We start from the raw sequence: 14,501 nt of genomic DNA, 5'->3' as shown, positions 1-14,501 counted from the left end.
CTGTTCATGGGGGCTTTCGCGGGGGTGTGCCTGTCTGTGGGGCGCGAGGGTGGTCCGATATGGTGCGTCTCGCACCGATGCGGTGCGCGGGTATTGTCGGGGCGGTCAGTTTTTGGGTTTGCCCGGTCCCAGCCAGTGCTTGCCGCCGATCATGATGAAGCGCAGCTGTTGGGTGATCTTGGCGGCAGGCAGTAGATGCGGCGGCAGGTTGTCCGCAGGCGGGTCGATCAGCTCGGGGAGGGTGGCGAACACCGTCTTCACGACCAGGTCGGCCACCAGGTCGAGGCAATCGTCATCCAGATGCGGCATGCGGTTGATCAGCTTGAGGTCGGCGGCCAGGTCGTCGGTGATGCGCTGGCGCAATGCGCCGATGGCCTGGCGCACGGGCTGGGAGCCGCCGTACTGCTCGCGGGCGAGGAAGAGGAACTGGCCGCGGTTGGCGAGCACCGCATCGAGAAAGATGCGCACGGAGGCTTCGATGATGCCGCCCAGCTCGAATTCGTTGTGGCGCACCACGCGGATGGTGGCGCGGAAGGTCTCGCCGACTTCCTCGACCAGGGCCAGGCCCAGCTCGTCCATATCGTTGAAGTGGCGATAAAAGCCGGTGGGGACGATACCGGCGTTGCGTGCCACCTCCCGCAGGCTCAGGCTGCCGAAGCCGCGGCCGCTGTCCATCAGGATGCGCGCGGCGTCCATCAGGGCGTGGCGGGTCTGCTGCTTCTGTTCCGAGCGTTGGGTCATGGGGCGCGGCCGTTGGCGAATGTGCGGCGCACTCTAGCAAAGCACTTTGCGGGCGTCGAACCTGCTTCAGTGAACAAGTGTTGACTGTAATTCGGAAATTCGTGCAGCCTAGTGCACAACTGTTCACTAGAGCCATTCCATGCCCCTCATTCCCCTTTCCCTGGCGCGCCGTGCCGGCCCTGCGCTGAGGCCCCTGCGTGCGCTGGCTGCCCGCGGCTGGCTGCAGGAAGCCGAACTGGACTGCCTGCTGCGCCATGTGCACCCGGTGCTGCGCCTGAACCGGGTGTTCGCGTGGGTTGATGCCCGCCGCTGGGTGGCCGACGACATGCTCGCCCTCAGCCTGCGCACCAACGGCAATGCGCTCGGCTGGCGGCCGGGCCAGCATGTTCGCCTGTATCTGGAGCTGGATGGGGTGCGACAGGGCCGCAGCTACAGCCTGGTGGCGGTACAGCCCGATGGGCGCATCGAACTGGCGGTGAAGCGCCAGGTCGGAGGACGCTTGTCCAACTGGCTGCTGGACAGGCTGGAAGTGGGGGCGGTGCTGGAGCTGGACTCGGCCCAGGGCGAACTGGACTGGCCGCAAGACGCGTCATCCGTGCTGCTGCTGGCGGCCGGTAGCGGCATCACGCCCTTGCTCGGCTTGTTGCGCCAGGCCTTGGCCTGTGGATTTTCGGCACCGGTGACGCTGCTGCATTACGTGCGCCAGCGTGCTCAGCGTGCCTTCAGTGAGGAGCTGCAAGCGCTGATGGCGCGCCATCCCAACGTCCAGGTGCGCTGGGCCATCAGCGGTGAGGCACCGAAAGCCGATGAATTGGCTGGGCGCTTTCGGGCGGATCACCTGGACGGGGTGCCGGCTCATAGCGCGTTGGCCTGCGGGCCCCACGGTTTCGTAGCTGACGTGCATGACTGGTGGCAGGCAGCGCCCCGCGTAGGCCGCTTGCAGGTGGAGGCGTTCACGCCACCGGCTCCCTCCATCGAGACCGGCGAGGCGGTCCGCTTGCGCTTCGCCCGTTCCCATCAAGAGGTGCCGGGCAACAGCGCTGCGAATCTGCTGGAGCAGGCCGAAGCCCATGGCTTGCGTCCGGCCCATGGCTGCCGCCAGGGCATCTGCGTCGGCTGTACCAGCCAACTGCTTGCCGGCAGCGTTCGCGACCTGCGCACCGATGCCCTGACCCACGGGCCGGGGCTGCCGATCCGCCTGTGCGTCAGCGCGCCAGTGGGCGATGTGGAACTGGACCTCTAGGACTCGAGATGCGAAGCGACCGCGAACTTTCCCCAACCGAACTCGATGCCTTCGGCGCAGAACTGGACGCCCTGCGCCAGCGCACCCTGGATGACCTGGGCGAGTGTGATGCCCGCTATATCCGCCGCATTCGTGCAACGGTGCGCTTCTGCTGCTGGAGCGGCCGCGCCTTGCTGCTGCTCGGCTGGTTCCCGCCCACCTGGCTGCTGGGCGTGGCCCTGCTCGGGCTGGGCAAGGTCCTCGAAAACATGGAACTGGGCCACAACGTCATGCACGGCCAGTACGACTGGATGAACGACCCGGAACTGCGCGGCACCACGTACGAGTGGGACATTGCCGGCCCCTCGGACTTCTGGCGGCATACCCACAACCATATCCACCACAGCTACACCAACGTGCTGGGCATGGACGACGACGTCGGCTACGGCGTGGTGCGGCTCTTCCCCGAGCAACGCTGGAAACCCTTCTACCGCTGGCAGCCATTGTGGGTAACGCTGCAGGCGCTGCTCTTCCAGTATTCGGTGGCGGTACAGCACCTGCGCCTGGACCAGTACTTCAAGGGCCGCATGAGCGCTGATGAACTGCGCCCGCGACTGCGCCAGTTCAAGGCCAAGGTGCTGCGCCAGTCGGTCAAGGACTATCTGGCCTTTCCCCTCCTGGCCCTGCTGGTGGGCAGCAGCGTGACGGCGGTACTGGCGGGGAATCTGCTGGCCAACCTGCTCCGCAACCTCTGGACCTTCACCGTGATCTTCTGCGGCCACTTCACCGAGCGTGCGGCGGTGTTCCCGCCCAGCGTGCTGGAAGGGGAAAGCCGCGGTCACTGGTATCTGCGTCAGCTGCGTGGCTCCAGCAACCTGGAGGGTGGGCCGCTGTTCCATATCCTGACCGGTAACCTCAGCCACCAGATCGAACACCACCTGTTTCCCGACCTGCCGGCGCGGCGCTACGCCGAGATGGCCAAGGCAGTGCGTGAAATCGCGGGGCGTTATGGGCAGGTCTACAACAGCGGGCGTCTGTCGGTGCAGTTCGGCAGTGTCGTGCGGCGGATCTGGACGTACCGGCTGGCGTGATGTCGCGAATGAATTGGCCCCTACAGGGGAAGGTTCATCCAGCTTCGGATATCAAACAATAAAGCCCGACACGCGCCGGGCTTGAAGGGGGGGTGCGAGCTGGGATCAGCTGACGCGCTGGGCCTGCAGCAGACGATCCGAACCGCCTTCGGCTACGCGGAAGGCATGGGTACGGTCGGAGCCATCTTCGGCTACGCGGAAGCCCTGAGTGCGGTCGGAACCACCTTCGGCAATGCGGTTGGCACCGGTGCGATCTGCGCCACCTTCAGCAACGCGGTCCAGCACCATGAAGCTGCCTTCAGCAGCCACCGGCTCGATGACCTGGATAGTGGTGGCTTCCCGGGATTCACCCAGCACCGGCTGATCGTCGGACGGCAGGGCGAAGGCGGAGGTGCTCAGGGCGGTGATGAACAGGGCGGCGAAGGCTTGGTTTTTCATGATCGTGGGCTCCTCAAGGGGGCTGGAAACTGGGTACGGAGCCAATCTTACGGATGGGGTGTTGATTAAGAAGTGATCACTCCAGATAGAGACCATCAACGTCGTTGATGGCCAGGTGATCGCTTTATAATCAATGCCTTGCGGCAATTTTTCGATTCGGGCAATGGGCTTCCGGCCATGGCGCGGAGCATCTCTGCGCATTTGCGGGTCGATGTGGATGTCTCAGGCACCGGCAACTCAGTGAGGGCATTGCTGGGCACGGCCAACGGCAATCTGCAGATGCTGGTCAATGACGGCACCATCAGCCGCAACCTGATGGAGATCGCCGGTATCAACGTCGGCAACTACCTGGTGGGCAGGCTGCTCAAGCAGATGGGTAAGCGCTAGGGCGCGTCAGAGCTGGTCGCGTTCGGCCTGTTCGCGCTGGCTGCAGGTCATGAAGCCCTTATGGCGCACCCGGCCGGTGCTGTCGAAGCTGATGTGGTAGGGCTGCTGGTGACCCTGCTTGTTGAGGATGTAGTTGTTGCAGGAGCCCGGATGCACGCTGCGCTGGACGATGGAGGAGGGGCGCCCGCCGATGATCAGCACCTGCTGTCGGCTCATGCCGGGTTCGACTTCCTTCACCAGAGGCTGGTTGCGGAACGTGATGTAGTCCGTGGGGTTTTCGATCTTGCTGGCGCAGCCCGCCATCGATGCCAGGGCACAAGCCATGACAAGCGCTTGCTTGTACATCATGGGTCCTCAAGGTTAACGCAGTTGAAACACTGCGCTTGGAACATCGGAAAGTGGGGAGAGTTCGCCCGAGAACGCCGGGAGGACGATCAGGCGATGGACGGCATTGCGCCAGTAGCTGGCTAAATGCCCGAGGAGAAGCCTGGAAGCCCCGGCTGGCGAGGCTTCCAGATACGGTGATGGCAAACTGATGGGTTTCGCCTGGGCGACCTCGACAAGGCGGATCAATAACCGCCGCCGTGCTCGACCTTCTTCTGCGCCTTCTCGAGTTCGAGCTGCTCCCGCTGCTCGCAGGTCATGAAGCCTTGCTCCTCGACCCGGCCACTGCCGTCGAAGCTGACGTGGTAGGCCTGCTGGTGACCGTCCTGATTGAGGATGTAGTTGTTGCAGACGCCCGGGTTGACCTTGCGGCGGATCGAGGAAGACGGCGGACCGCCGACGTTGCGCACCTGCGTTTCGGTCATGCCTTCGTCCACCTGCTTGACCAGCGGCTGGTTGCGGTAGGTGTAGTAATCGGTGGGGTTTTCCATCTTGCTGGCGCAGCCGACCGTGGAGGCCAGGGCGCAGGCCAGCAGGATCGCTTGCTTGCTCATGGCGGATCTTCCCTATCTGGCGCGGGCTTGCCCCGCGATGGGATTGAGCCTAGCAGGCACCTGGAAAAACGACCTGAGTGGCCGCTGCGTCCCGGCGGCTGGCGTCGGGACGGCGTGTCGATGATCAGTCAGCCGTAGCGCTTTTTTGCCTCGATGGCCAGGCCACTGCCGATGCTGCCGAACAGGTTGCCCTCCACCTGGCGGGCATTGGGCAGCATGGCGGCAACGCTCTGGCGCAGCGCTGGGATGCCGCTGGAGCCGCCGGTGAAGAACAGGGTGTCGACCTGGTCGGCGCTGACGCCGGCCTGGGCCAGCAGCCCATCGACGCTGGCGCGAATGCGCACCAGCAGGTCGTCGATGGCGCTTTCGAACAGCGCGCGGGTCAGCTCCACGTCCAGGCCCGGCTCGATGCGCGCCAGGTCGATGCGGCGGCTCTCCGCTTCGGTCAGTTCGATCTTGCTGTCTTCCACCTGCATGGCCAGCCAATGGCCGGCGCGCTGCTCGATCAGGCTGAACAGGCGGTCGATGCCCGTGGCGTCGACGATGTCGTAGCGCATGTTCTTCAGCGCCAGCTGCGACTTCTGCGCATACACGGCGTTGATGGTGTGCCAGGTCGCCAGGTTCAGGTGGTAACTGGTGGGCATCAGCGCGTCGCTCTTCATCCGGCTGCCGTAGCCGAACAGCGGCATCACGCCGGCCAGCGACAGCTGCTTGTCGAAGTCGGTACCGCCGATGTGCACGCCGCCAGTGGCGAGGATGTCGTCCTGGCGCTCGGCCACTTCACGGCGCTGGGGCGACAGACGTACCAGGGAGAAGTCCGAGGTACCACCGCCGATGTCGACGATCAGCACCAGCTCCTCGCGCTCGATACCGCGCTCGTAGTCGAAGGCCGCGGCTATCGGTTCGTACTGGAAGGACACGTCCTTGAAGCCGAGTTTCTGCGCGACTGCCACCAGGGTGTTCTGGGCCTCCTGGTCGGCTTCGGGGTCTTCATCCACGAAGAACACCGGACGGCCCAGCACCACGCGCTCGAACTCGCGGCCAGCAGCGGCTTCGGCTCTTTGCTTGAGTTGGCCGATGAACAGGCCCAGCAGGTCCTTGAAGGGCAGGGCGCTGCCCAGCACGGTGGTCTCGCTCTTCAGCAGGGGCGAGCCCAACAGGCTCTTCAGCGAGCGCATCAGGCGGCCTTCGTAGCCCTCCAGGTACTCGTGCAGGGCCTGGCGGCCATAGGCCGGGCGGCGTTCCTCGGTGTTGAAGAACACCACCGAGGGCAGGGTGATCTTGTCGTCCTCCAGGGCGATCAGCGGTTCCGCATCCGGGCGCCACCAGCCAACGGTGGAGTTGGAGGTTCCGAAGTCGATGCCCAGGGCCTGGGCGGGGAGGACGTTGCTCATGTCGCGGGTGTTCCGGCAAAAAAACGGCCGCGCAGTTTACGCGAGCAAGGCGGGGTTGTCCGGCGCAGTTCGTCCGTGAGCTGTTACCTGAAGGCGGACTAGATATAGGCCAGCAGCCGCCCCGCCGACATTGCACCGCACCAGATCAGGATCGACAGCGCTGCCTGCAGTCGTCCCGCGGGGGGCGGCCGCAGGTCCCAGTCGTCCAGGCGTTGGGCCCAACTGGCGCGAAACAGCAAGGCGTTGACGATCCCCAGCCCCACCAGCAGCAGCTTGAGCTGCAGCAGCCAATTGCCAGTGAGCGGCCCGGCGTCGGCGGCGAACAGACAAAAACCGGTGAGCAGCAGGAGCAGCAGTCCGGCGATGGCGATCGGGGTGAGGCGGCGGGAGACTTCCGGTAGCGGAACTTCACGAGCGATACCGAGCAGACGCAGGTCGAGCAGAATCATCGACCCCAGCAACATCACCAGCCCTGCCAGGTGCAGCAGGTTGGCCGTCGGGTAGAGCAGCGTCGACTCGCGCATCAGCGCACCGAAGGTGGATGCCTCCAGACGTTCCGCCCAAGGCAGGATGAACTCCATCGGCGCCTCAGCGCAGCTCTACCGTGCGTCCGTTGACGATGACCCGCTCGGCGCGGATTTCCGCCTCGCCGTCCTTGCGCGGGTAGCCGACTATGGTCACTCGCTTGCCGGGCAGGAGGTCCGCCTCGGGCAGCCCACGCGCCGACATGCGGCTGATGGGTGCCAGCACCACGTGCCACTCGCGTCCGTCGTAGTCGATGGTGAGATGGGCGTGGGGGTTGCGGTAGGAGAGTTCCTTGACGGGGGCCTCGATGGTCAGCGGCTTGTCGGCGTCGTAGGAACTCCAGCCGTGATGGGCGAAGGCGGCCGTGGCGCCAAGCACCAGGGCGAAGAAGGCGAGCAGCAGGGCAAGTTTTCTCATGGCGTTGGCCTCCAGTCAGCGACCCGGAAAGCGTAGGCGCTCTACCCACTTGCCGCCGCCTGGGCAGTATCCCGAAACACAATGGCGGGCCTCGCGGGCGTAGGGGGAAATCGCTATTCATATCCACCATCGGCGCATCCACGTATGAGGGGTAGAGCCCGCGAAACCCATCAGTTCCAGCCAAGCGTCAGCGCCGCAAGCATCAGATAGCGCCCCGCCTTGGCCAGGGTCACCAACGCCAGGAATACCCAGAAGGACTCGCGCATCACGCCCGCCACCAGGGTCAGCGGATCGCCGATCAGCGGCACCCAGGCCAGCAACAGCGACCAGCGTCCATAGCGGTGGTAGAAGGCTTGTGCCTTCGCCAGCTGCGCCGGCTTCACCGGAAACCAGCGGCGGTCATGGAAGTGCTCCAGGTAGCGCCCCAGCCACCAGTTCACCAGCGAGCCCAGCACATTGCCGAAGGTCGCCACCGCCACCAGCGCCCAGGCCGGATGGGACTTGCCCAGCAGCAGGGCGACCAGCACGGCTTCCGATTGCAGGGGCAGCAGGGTGGCGGCGCCGAAGGCAGAGAGGAACAGGCCCAAGTAGGCGGTGAGTGCCAGCACGTAGGTGTCTCGGAGAAAGGGGGCGTCAGTGTGGCGGCCGACGATTGGCCGGACAAGCCGAAAGGCCTTTAAGCGAACTGAAAGACTGATCCGTTAGAATGGGCGCAGTCTGACAATGGAAAAACGGGGGCGTCGACTCCAGAGTTACGGAGCCGGCTTCATCCTGACCCCCTCTGATCTTTGGTGCCCTTTATGCGTAGAGCTTCTCATCACGAGTTGCGCACGGCTTTTCGTGCGCTGCTGGACTCGGATTCCTGTTATCACACCGCTTCGGTGTTCGACCCCATGTCCGCCCGCATCGCCGCTGACCTCGGTTTCGAAGTCGGCATCCTTGGCGGTTCGGTCGCTTCCCTGCAGGTGCTTGCCGCTCCTGACTTCGCGCTGATCACCTTGAGCGAATTCGTCGAGCAGGCCACCCGTATCGGCCGCGTCTCGCGCCTGCCGGTGATCGCCGATGCCGACCACGGCTACGGCAACGCGCTCAATGTGATGCGCACGGTGGTCGAGCTGGAACGTGCCGGCATCGCCGCACTGACCATCGAAGACACCCTGCTGCCGGCCCAGTTCGGCCGCAAGTCCACCGACCTGATCCCGGTGGAAGAGGGCGTCGGCAAGATCCGCGCAGCCCTGGAGGCGCGCGTCGATACCGACCTCGCCATCATCGCCCGCACCCACGCCGGGGTGTTGGACGTGGAAGAAGTGATCAAGCGCACCAAGGCCTACCAGGCTGCCGGTGCCGACGGCATCTGCATGGTCGGCGTGACCGACTTCGAACACTTGGAAAAGATCGCCGAGCACCTGAGCATCCCGCTGATGCTGGTCACCTACGGCAACCCGAAGCTGCGCGACAACGAACGCCTCGCCCGTCTTGGCGTGCGCATCGTGGTCAACGGCCATGCCGCCTACTTCGCCGCCATCAAGGCCACCTACGACTGCCTGCGCGAGCAGCGCCAGATCGCTACCGGCACTGAGCTCACCGCCACCGAACTGACCCACAAGTACACCCTGCCCGAGGACTACATCATCTGGGCCGAGGAGTTCATGGACGTGAAGGAATAGCGCGACCTCCACTTGTCGCCTTGCGACCGCCCCCCTTGCAAAAGGCCGGAAGAAAGCCCACATCTTCCACTGGGCCTTGAGCAAGCGGGAGGTCAGTATGGCCAGTGGTTGGGCCGGCGACGGCGCCGTCCAGGAACAGATCGACAGCACTATCGAAGATGCCATCCAGCGCGCGCGCAGCCAGTTGCCGAAGGGTGAAAGCCTGACGCACTGCGAAGAGTGCGATGCCGCTATCCCCGAAGCCCGGCGCAAGGCCGTCCCCGGCGTGCGCCTGTGCGTCAACTGCCAGGCCGAGCACGACCGGGAAAGCGCTGCCTATGCCGGGTACAACCGGCGGGGGAGCAAGGATAGTCAGTTGCGTTGAGCGGCGGTCTCAGCGTCGGTTCCGGGCGCTCTCATAGACCGAACCACGTTCGCGTTTGCCGACGCTGATCACCACCACAGTGATTCGCCCCTCTTCGACGCGATACACCAGGCGATATCCGGCTGATCGAAGTTTGATCTTGAAGCAGTCAGGCATCCCATGAAGGGCGTCGCCCTGAACTCGCGGCCGTTGCAGACGCTCTTTCAGCTTTCTCTTGAATTGATCCCGGACGGTGTCGCCGAGCTTGCGCCATTCCTTGAGCGCCGAGGGCAGGAACTCCAGTTCATAGGTCATCGAGGCTGACTTTCACTCCCTTCTCGTGGGCGCGGCTGCGGACGATTTCCGCCAGCGCCTGGTCGTCCAAATACTCCATCAAGGCTTCGAAGGTTTCAGCCGGAACCATGTAGGCCATGACCTTGTTGTGGTTGAGAACCGCGACGGGGGAACCTTTGGCTTGGGACACCACGGCAGACGGATTCTTCTTCAACTCGGAAACGCTGACGGCAACGTCGGCAAGAACGTTTTGCATGAGTTTGGCTCCTATATATGGAGCCAAATTCTGGTCTTTTTATTGGCTTGACTCAAGTGCTGCGGGTTGGGTTGAGCGCAACGAAACCCACTGGCCGATTTCAGAACAGGAAATACCGCTGCGCCATCGGCAACACGTCCGCCGGTTCGCACCAGAGCAACTGGCCGTCGGCTTTCACCTGGTAGTTCTGCGGGTCGACCTCGATGGTCGGGGTGTAGTCGTTGTGGATCAGGTCCTGTTTCTTCACCGTGCGGCAGCCCTTCACCACGCCGATCTTCTTCTGCAGACCCAGCTGCGCGGGCACGCCCGCCTCGAACGCCGCCTGGCTGATGAAGGTGATGCTGGTGGCGTGGCGGCTGCCGGCGTAGCTCGCGAACATCGGGCGGTAGTGGACCGGCTGTGGGGTGGGGATGGAGGCGTTGGCGTCGCCCATCAGGCTGGCGGCGATGGCACCACCCTTGAGGATCAGCGTCGGTTTCACACCGAAGAAGGCCGGGCGCCAGAGCACCAGGTCGGCCCATTTGCCCACCTCGATCGAGCCCACTTCATGGCTGATGCCGTGGGTGATGGCCGGGTTGATGGTGTACTTGGCGATGTAGCGCTTGGCGCGGAAGTTGTCGTTGCCGGGAGCGTCTTCGGGCAGGGCGCCGCGCTGCTGCTTCATCTTGTCGGCAGTCTGCCAGGTGCGGGTGATGACTTCGCCCACGCGGCCCATGGCCTGGCTGTCGGAGCTGATCATCGAGAACGCGCCGAGGTCATGGAGGATGTCTTCGGCGGCGATGGTCTCGCGGCGGATGCGGCTCTCGGCGAAGGCCACGTCCTCGGCGATGCTCGGGTCCAGGTGGTGGCAGACCATGAGCATGTCCAGGTGCTCGTCGATGGTGTTGCGGGTGAAGGGTCGGGTTGGGTTGGTCGAGCTGGGCAGCACGTTGGAGAAGCCGCAGGCCTTGATGATGTCCGGGGCGTGGCCGCCGCCGGCGCCTTCGGTGTGATAGGTGTGGATGGTGCGGCCCTTGAAGGCACCCAGGGTGGTTTCGACGAAGCCGGATTCGTTCAGCGTGTCGGTATGGATGGCCACCTGTACGTCGTACTGGTCGGCGACCGACAGGCAGTTGTCGATGGCTGCCGGCGTGGTGCCCCAGTCTTCGTGCAGCTTGAGGCCGATGGCGCCGGCCTTGACCTGCTCGATCAGCGGCTCGGGGAGGCTGGCGTTGCCCTTGCCGGTGAAGCCGATGTTCATCGGGAAGGCGTCGGCGGCCTGGAGCATGCGTGCCATGTGCCACGGGCCGGAGGTGCAGGTGGTGGCATTGGTGCCGGTGGCCGGGCCGGTGCCGCCGCCGATCATGGTGGTGACGCCGCTCATGAGCGCTTCTTCGATCTGCTGCGGGCAGATGAAGTGGATGTGGGTGTCGATGCCGCCGGCGGTGAGGATCATGCCTTCGCCGGCGATCACTTCGGTGCTGGCGCCGACGGCAATGGTGACGTCGGGCTGGATGTCCGGGTTGCCGGCCTTGCCGATGGCGGCGATGCGGCCGTCCTTGAGGCCGACGTCGGCCTTGACGATGCCCCAGTGGTCGATGATCAGGGCGTTGGTGATCAGGGTGTCGACCACCTCGGCGGCCAGCAATTGGCCCTGGCCCATGCCGTCGCGGATCACCTTGCCGCCGCCGAACTTCACTTCTTCGCCGTAGGTGGTGAAGTCCTTCTCGACTTCGATCCACAGGTCGGTGTCGGCCAGGCGCACTTTGTCGCCGACGGTGGGGCCGAACATATCGGCATAGGCTTGGCGGGAAATCTTCATCGTGGGTCCTGTCCGTAGGATGGGTTAGCCACGAAGTGGCGTAACCCATCGGCACTGAGAAGTGATGGGTTTCGCTACGCTCGCGGAGCGCCGCCCGACCCATCCTACAAATGTCGAGGGGCGATCAGAGGTCGCCCATCACCCGGCCGGCGAAGCCGAACACGCGGCGGGCGCCGGCCAGGTCGACCAGCTCCACCTCGCGGCTCTGGCCGGGCTCGAAGCGCACGGCGGTGCCGGCCGGAATATTCAGGCGCATGCCGCGCGCGGCCGCACGGTCGAAGGCGAGCGCGTCGTTGGTTTCGAAGAAGTGGTAGTGGGAGCCGACCTGGATCGGCCGGTCGCCGGTGTTGGCCACGGAGAGGGTCAGGGTGCGGCGGCCGGCGTTGAGTTCGATCTCGCCGTCCTGGATCTGGTATTCGCCGGGGATCATCAGGTCACTCCAGGATGAGTTGCATGAAAGTGAGGTCGAGCCAGCGCTCGAACTTGCGGCCCACCTGGGGCATCTGCCCGGTGGTGACGAAGCCGAGGCGTTCGTGCAGGCGGATGGAGGCGGCGTTCTCGCTCTCGATGGCGGCCACCATCACGTGCAGGCCAGCCTTGCGGGCGCGTTCGATCAGCGCCTGCATCAGCGCAGGCCCGAGGCCCTGGCCGCGCTGGTCACCGCGCACGTAGACCGAATGTTCCACGGTGTGGCGGAAGCCCTCGATGGTGCGCCAGGTGCCGTAGCTGGCGTAGCCCAGCACATCGTCTGCCTGGTTCACCGCCACCAGCACCGGAAAGCCGGCGGCTGTGCGCTCGGCCAGCCAGGCGCGGCGATTGGCCAGGTCCACCAGGGTTTCGTTCCAGATCGCCGTGGTGTACTCCACGGCGTCGTTGTAGATGGCGAGGATGCCGGGCAGGTCAGCCTCGACGGCATCGCGAATCACGTAAGACATAACGGGCCTCAGGCAATCGGCTGGTGCACGGTCACCAGTTTGGTGCCGTCGGGGAAGGTGGCCTCGATCTGGATCTCCGGGATCATCTCCGGCACGCCTTCCATCACCTGGTCACGGGCGAGCAGGGTGGTGCCGAAGTGCATCAGCTCGGCCACGGTCCGGCCGTCGCGGGCACCTTCCAGCAGAGCGGCGGAGATGAACGCCATGGCTTCCGGGTAGTTGAGTTTCAGGCCACGGGCCAGGCGCCGTTCAGCCACCAGGCCGGCGGTGAAGATCAGCAGCTTGTCTTTCTCTCTTGGGGTGAGGTCCATCAGGTACTCCAGATGCGAGGAGGCACGGCCTCGCGGCCGAGCAAGGCAGGGCGCAACAGGCGCCAGAGGTCGATCAGCCAGGCGCGGGCGTGCAGCGCCTCGGCAGCGAGGCAGCGGGCCACCAGAAGGCCGGGCAATTGGGTCAGGTCGCCGCGCCCGGCACAGGGCAGTTCGCGGCAACGTTCGAGCAGGTCGGAGTCGATCTCGCCAGCGGCGATCAGGGTGGCGAACACCGGTTGGCCGGCGAGACCGATGGGGGAATCGAGCAGGCCGTCGTTGCCCTCGATGCGCTGGCGTTCATGCCAGATCAGGGTGCCGTTGCGACGGATATCCAGATGCGCCTGGAAGTGGCCTTCGGCGAAACGTTCGCGGGCAGCGGGGCGGCCGAGGGCGACCATGTCCCAATAGAACAGGCGGGCGTCGTCGGCCAGTTCGATGCGGGTCTCGAGTTCGGCCTGGGCGCCGGAGAAGACGATGGTTTCCTGGGGCAGCCACTCCAGGGTCGCGCCCGCTTCAACGCTCAGCTCGACGCTCTGGAAGGCCGGGCCGGCAGCGCGGTACCACTTGGCTGCGCCGGGGCTGGTGAGCTGCGCCCAGGCGCCTTCACCGACGCGGGCGGAGATGTCCAGGCGATCGCCGCCGGCAATGCCGCCGGGCGGGTGGACGATGATGTGCTGGCACACCTGCGGGCCTTCGGCGTGCAGGTGTTTCTGCACCCGCAGCGGGCCGATGTGGCGACGCTGTACCGGGCGCGTGGTGGCGCCGTCGAGCGCATAGGCCAGCTCCAGCTCGGCGTGCCAGCTGGGGGTGAAGAGGGCAGTATCGGCAGGTGCGTTCATGGATCGTTCTTGTAGGGTGGGTTAGCCGCGAAGCGGCGTAACCCACGCGGTGCAAAGGTTCGGGTACATCATATGGTCACCAGGCCGCGCACGCCCTCGGCTTCCATGTTTTCTCCGCGTCCCTGCTGGATGATTTCGCCCCGGCTCATCACCAGGTACTGGTCGGCCAGTTCGGCGGCGAAGTCGTAGAACTGCTCCACCAGCAGGATGGCCATGTCGCCGCGCTCGGCGAGCTTGCGGATCACCGCGCCGATTTCCTTGATCACCGAGGGCTGGATGCCTTCGGTGGGTTCATCGAGGATCAACAGACGCGGCTGGCTGGCCAGGGCGCGGCCGATGGCGAGTTGCTGTTGCTGGCCGCCGGAGAGGTCGCCGCCGCGGCGGTGCTTCATCTCCCGCAGCACGGGAAAGAGCTCGTAGATGGACTCCGGCACCGCCTTGGCCTGGCCGGCGGGAAAGCGGGAAAGGCCCATCAGCAGGTTCTCTTCCACCGTCAGACGCGGGAAGATTTCGCGGCCCTGGGGCACGTAGGCGATGCCGGCGTGCACCCGCTGGTGCGGCTTGAAACCGGTGATGGCGCGGCCTTCCCAGTTCACCGCACCTTCCTTGGCCGGAATCAGGCCCATCAGGCATTTCAGCAGGGTGGTCTTGCCCACCCCGTTGCGCCCGAGCAGGCAGGTAACCTCGCCGATCTTCACGTCGAACGACAGGCCGCGGAGGATGTGGCTGCCGCCGTAGTACTGGTGGAGCTTGTCGACTTGGAGCATGTGTTGGTTCCCCTTGGATGGCGCTGCCTTTCCGTAGGTTGGCGCTGAGCCTGCGAAGCCCAACGGGGAGCGCATCGCGCTCCTGTGTGTTCATCAGGTCCCCGGTGCCGGTCCTGCGGACCGGTTGTTGGGCTT

At 65.1% G+C, this 14,501-nt stretch carries 20 protein-coding genes and 1 pseudogene; 5 read left to right on the top strand and 16 right to left on the bottom strand.

Annotated elements, in window-relative coordinates:
• Window positions 1-105: 105 nt before the first annotated feature.
• Entirely contained in the window at window positions 106-741 is a 636-nt protein-coding gene (locus FFS60_RS03755) for a TetR family transcriptional regulator (RefSeq protein ID WP_028630695.1), read from the bottom strand.
• Between the two features lie 139 nt (window positions 742-880).
• Here FFS60_RS03755 and FFS60_RS03750 point away from each other — a divergent pair, with 139 nt between their 5' ends.
• Window positions 881-1,984, top strand: a complete 1,104-nt coding sequence (locus FFS60_RS03750) for a ferredoxin reductase (protein WP_137821185.1) — start codon at window positions 881-883, stop codon at window positions 1,982-1,984.
• Window positions 1,985-1,992: 8 nt separating this feature from the next.
• Entirely contained in the window at window positions 1,993-3,054 is a 1,062-nt protein-coding gene (locus FFS60_RS03745) for a fatty acid desaturase (RefSeq protein WP_137821184.1), read from the top strand.
• Window positions 3,055-3,159: 105 nt separating this feature from the next.
• On the opposite strand, the gene FFS60_RS03740 is transcribed toward FFS60_RS03745, so the two are convergent.
• The gene (locus tag FFS60_RS03740) at window positions 3,160-3,492 is read right to left on the bottom strand and encodes a hypothetical protein (RefSeq protein WP_137821183.1); all 333 of its coding nucleotides are present in this window, start codon (window positions 3,490-3,492) and stop codon (window positions 3,160-3,162) included.
• A 138-nt stretch (window positions 3,493-3,630) separates the two neighbouring features.
• Between FFS60_RS03740 and FFS60_RS03735 the strand changes: the two are divergent.
• A pseudogene (locus FFS60_RS03735) lies at window positions 3,631-3,855 on the top strand (AsmA family protein); the annotation flags it as partial.
• Between the two features lie 30 nt (window positions 3,856-3,885).
• Here FFS60_RS03735 and osmE (FFS60_RS03730) read toward each other — a convergent pair.
• From osmE (FFS60_RS03730) to FFS60_RS03705, 6 genes are all read right to left on the bottom strand, one after another.
• Complete coding sequence (gene osmE, locus FFS60_RS03730) at window positions 3,886-4,224, bottom strand: osmotically-inducible lipoprotein OsmE (protein ID WP_028630699.1); 339 nt, start codon at window positions 4,222-4,224, stop codon at window positions 3,886-3,888.
• Window positions 4,225-4,448: 224 nt separating this feature from the next.
• Window positions 4,449-4,817, bottom strand: coding sequence for an osmotically-inducible lipoprotein OsmE (osmE, locus tag FFS60_RS03725; protein ID WP_028630700.1), 369 nt, complete (start codon window positions 4,815-4,817; stop codon window positions 4,449-4,451).
• 128 nt (window positions 4,818-4,945) lie between these two features.
• Window positions 4,946-6,211: an Hsp70 family protein gene (locus tag FFS60_RS03720; protein ID WP_028630701.1), complete on the bottom strand. Its 1,266-nt coding sequence runs from the start codon at window positions 6,209-6,211 to the stop codon at window positions 4,946-4,948.
• 98 nt (window positions 6,212-6,309) lie between these two features.
• The gene (locus FFS60_RS03715) at window positions 6,310-6,792 is read right to left on the bottom strand and encodes a DUF6644 family protein (RefSeq protein WP_137821182.1); all 483 of its coding nucleotides are present in this window, start codon (window positions 6,790-6,792) and stop codon (window positions 6,310-6,312) included.
• 7 nt (window positions 6,793-6,799) lie between these two features.
• A complete protein-coding gene (locus FFS60_RS03710; RefSeq protein WP_028630703.1) occupies window positions 6,800-7,153 on the bottom strand; it encodes a DUF6152 family protein in 354 nt (117 codons plus the stop codon).
• Window positions 7,154-7,323: 170 nt separating this feature from the next.
• Window positions 7,324-7,761 (bottom strand): YqaA family protein, encoded by a 438-nt coding sequence (locus FFS60_RS03705; protein ID WP_137821181.1) that lies wholly within the window; start codon window positions 7,759-7,761, stop codon window positions 7,324-7,326.
• Window positions 7,762-7,953: 192 nt separating this feature from the next.
• Here FFS60_RS03705 and FFS60_RS03700 point away from each other — a divergent pair, with 192 nt between their 5' ends.
• On the top strand, window positions 7,954-8,820 hold the full coding sequence (locus FFS60_RS03700) for an oxaloacetate decarboxylase (protein ID WP_137821180.1): 867 nt from the start codon (window positions 7,954-7,956) through the stop codon (window positions 8,818-8,820).
• A gap of 97 nt (window positions 8,821-8,917) precedes the next feature.
• A complete protein-coding gene (locus tag FFS60_RS03695) occupies window positions 8,918-9,184 on the top strand; it encodes a DksA/TraR family C4-type zinc finger protein (RefSeq protein ID WP_028630706.1) in 267 nt (88 codons plus the stop codon).
• Window positions 9,185-9,193: 9 nt separating this feature from the next.
• Here the strand turns inward: FFS60_RS03695 and FFS60_RS03690 are convergent, their stop codons facing one another.
• The 8 genes from FFS60_RS03690 to urtE form a co-directional block, all read right to left on the bottom strand.
• Complete coding sequence (locus FFS60_RS03690) at window positions 9,194-9,478, bottom strand: type II toxin-antitoxin system RelE/ParE family toxin (RefSeq protein WP_028630707.1); 285 nt, start codon at window positions 9,476-9,478, stop codon at window positions 9,194-9,196.
• Window positions 9,468-9,713 (bottom strand): type II toxin-antitoxin system Phd/YefM family antitoxin, encoded by a 246-nt coding sequence (locus FFS60_RS03685; RefSeq protein ID WP_028630708.1) that lies wholly within the window; start codon window positions 9,711-9,713, stop codon window positions 9,468-9,470. The genes FFS60_RS03690 and FFS60_RS03685 overlap by 11 nt, the downstream gene beginning before the upstream one ends.
• Before the next feature lie 100 nt (window positions 9,714-9,813).
• Window positions 9,814-11,514, bottom strand: coding sequence for an urease subunit alpha (ureC, locus tag FFS60_RS03680; protein WP_137821179.1), 1,701 nt, complete (start codon window positions 11,512-11,514; stop codon window positions 9,814-9,816).
• A gap of 124 nt (window positions 11,515-11,638) precedes the next feature.
• Complete coding sequence (locus FFS60_RS03675; protein WP_003452861.1) at window positions 11,639-11,944, bottom strand: urease subunit beta; 306 nt, start codon at window positions 11,942-11,944, stop codon at window positions 11,639-11,641.
• A 4-nt stretch (window positions 11,945-11,948) separates the two neighbouring features.
• Window positions 11,949-12,449, bottom strand: a complete 501-nt coding sequence (locus FFS60_RS03670; protein WP_137821178.1) for a GNAT family N-acetyltransferase — start codon at window positions 12,447-12,449, stop codon at window positions 11,949-11,951.
• Between the two features lie 8 nt (window positions 12,450-12,457).
• Window positions 12,458-12,760, bottom strand: a complete 303-nt coding sequence (gene ureA, locus FFS60_RS03665; protein WP_028630711.1) for an urease subunit gamma — start codon at window positions 12,758-12,760, stop codon at window positions 12,458-12,460.
• Entirely contained in the window at window positions 12,760-13,599 is an 840-nt protein-coding gene (locus FFS60_RS03660) for an urease accessory protein UreD (protein WP_028630712.1), read from the bottom strand. Before FFS60_RS03660 ends, ureA begins: the two co-directional genes overlap by 1 nt.
• A gap of 68 nt (window positions 13,600-13,667) precedes the next feature.
• Entirely contained in the window at window positions 13,668-14,366 is a 699-nt protein-coding gene (gene urtE, locus FFS60_RS03655; protein ID WP_028630713.1) for an urea ABC transporter ATP-binding subunit UrtE, read from the bottom strand.
• Window positions 14,367-14,501: the final 135 nt, after the last annotated feature.

The organism is Pseudomonas sp. D(2018), assembly GCF_005502555.1.
GTDB lineage: Bacteria > Pseudomonadota > Gammaproteobacteria > Pseudomonadales > Pseudomonadaceae > Metapseudomonas > Metapseudomonas resinovorans.
Note: the sequence above shows the minus strand (reverse complement) of the source record. Positions and strands in the feature narration are given on the sequence as shown.

Bases quoted from the DNA above. Each gene is read 5' to 3' on its own strand.
- FFS60_RS03710 (WP_028630703.1), bottom strand. From the start codon at position 7,153: ATGAGAAAACTTGCCCTGCTGCTCGCCTTCTTCGCCCTGGTGCTTGGC.
- FFS60_RS03750 (WP_137821185.1), top strand. From the start codon at position 881: ATGCCCCTCATTCCCCTTTCCCTGGCGCGCCGTGCCGGCCCTGCGCTG.
- FFS60_RS03745 (WP_137821184.1), top strand. From the start codon at position 1,993: ATGCGAAGCGACCGCGAACTTTCCCCAACCGAACTCGATGCCTTCGGC.
- FFS60_RS03660 (WP_028630712.1), bottom strand. From the start codon at position 13,599: ATGAACGCACCTGCCGATACTGCCCTCTTCACCCCCAGCTGGCACGCC.
- FFS60_RS03715 (WP_137821182.1), bottom strand. From the start codon at position 6,792: ATGGAGTTCATCCTGCCTTGGGCGGAACGTCTGGAGGCATCCACCTTC.
- osmE (WP_028630700.1), bottom strand. From the start codon at position 4,817: ATGAGCAAGCAAGCGATCCTGCTGGCCTGCGCCCTGGCCTCCACGGTC.
- FFS60_RS03740 (WP_137821183.1), bottom strand. From the start codon at position 3,492: ATGAAAAACCAAGCCTTCGCCGCCCTGTTCATCACCGCCCTGAGCACC.
- osmE (WP_028630699.1), bottom strand. From the start codon at position 4,224: ATGTACAAGCAAGCGCTTGTCATGGCTTGTGCCCTGGCATCGATGGCG.
- FFS60_RS03690 (WP_028630707.1), bottom strand. From the start codon at position 9,478: ATGACCTATGAACTGGAGTTCCTGCCCTCGGCGCTCAAGGAATGGCGC.
- FFS60_RS03755 (WP_028630695.1), bottom strand. From the start codon at position 741: ATGACCCAACGCTCGGAACAGAAGCAGCAGACCCGCCACGCCCTGATG.
- FFS60_RS03670 (WP_137821178.1), bottom strand. From the start codon at position 12,449: ATGTCTTACGTGATTCGCGATGCCGTCGAGGCTGACCTGCCCGGCATC.
- ureA (WP_028630711.1), bottom strand. From the start codon at position 12,760: ATGGACCTCACCCCAAGAGAGAAAGACAAGCTGCTGATCTTCACCGCC.
- FFS60_RS03720 (WP_028630701.1), bottom strand. From the start codon at position 6,211: ATGAGCAACGTCCTCCCCGCCCAGGCCCTGGGCATCGACTTCGGAACC.
- ureC (WP_137821179.1), bottom strand. From the start codon at position 11,514: ATGAAGATTTCCCGCCAAGCCTATGCCGATATGTTCGGCCCCACCGTC.
- FFS60_RS03675 (WP_003452861.1), bottom strand. From the start codon at position 11,944: ATGATCCCCGGCGAATACCAGATCCAGGACGGCGAGATCGAACTCAAC.
- FFS60_RS03685 (WP_028630708.1), bottom strand. From the start codon at position 9,713: ATGCAAAACGTTCTTGCCGACGTTGCCGTCAGCGTTTCCGAGTTGAAG.
- FFS60_RS03695 (WP_028630706.1), top strand. From the start codon at position 8,918: ATGGCCAGTGGTTGGGCCGGCGACGGCGCCGTCCAGGAACAGATCGAC.
- FFS60_RS03700 (WP_137821180.1), top strand. From the start codon at position 7,954: ATGCGTAGAGCTTCTCATCACGAGTTGCGCACGGCTTTTCGTGCGCTG.
- urtE (WP_028630713.1), bottom strand. From the start codon at position 14,366: ATGCTCCAAGTCGACAAGCTCCACCAGTACTACGGCGGCAGCCACATC.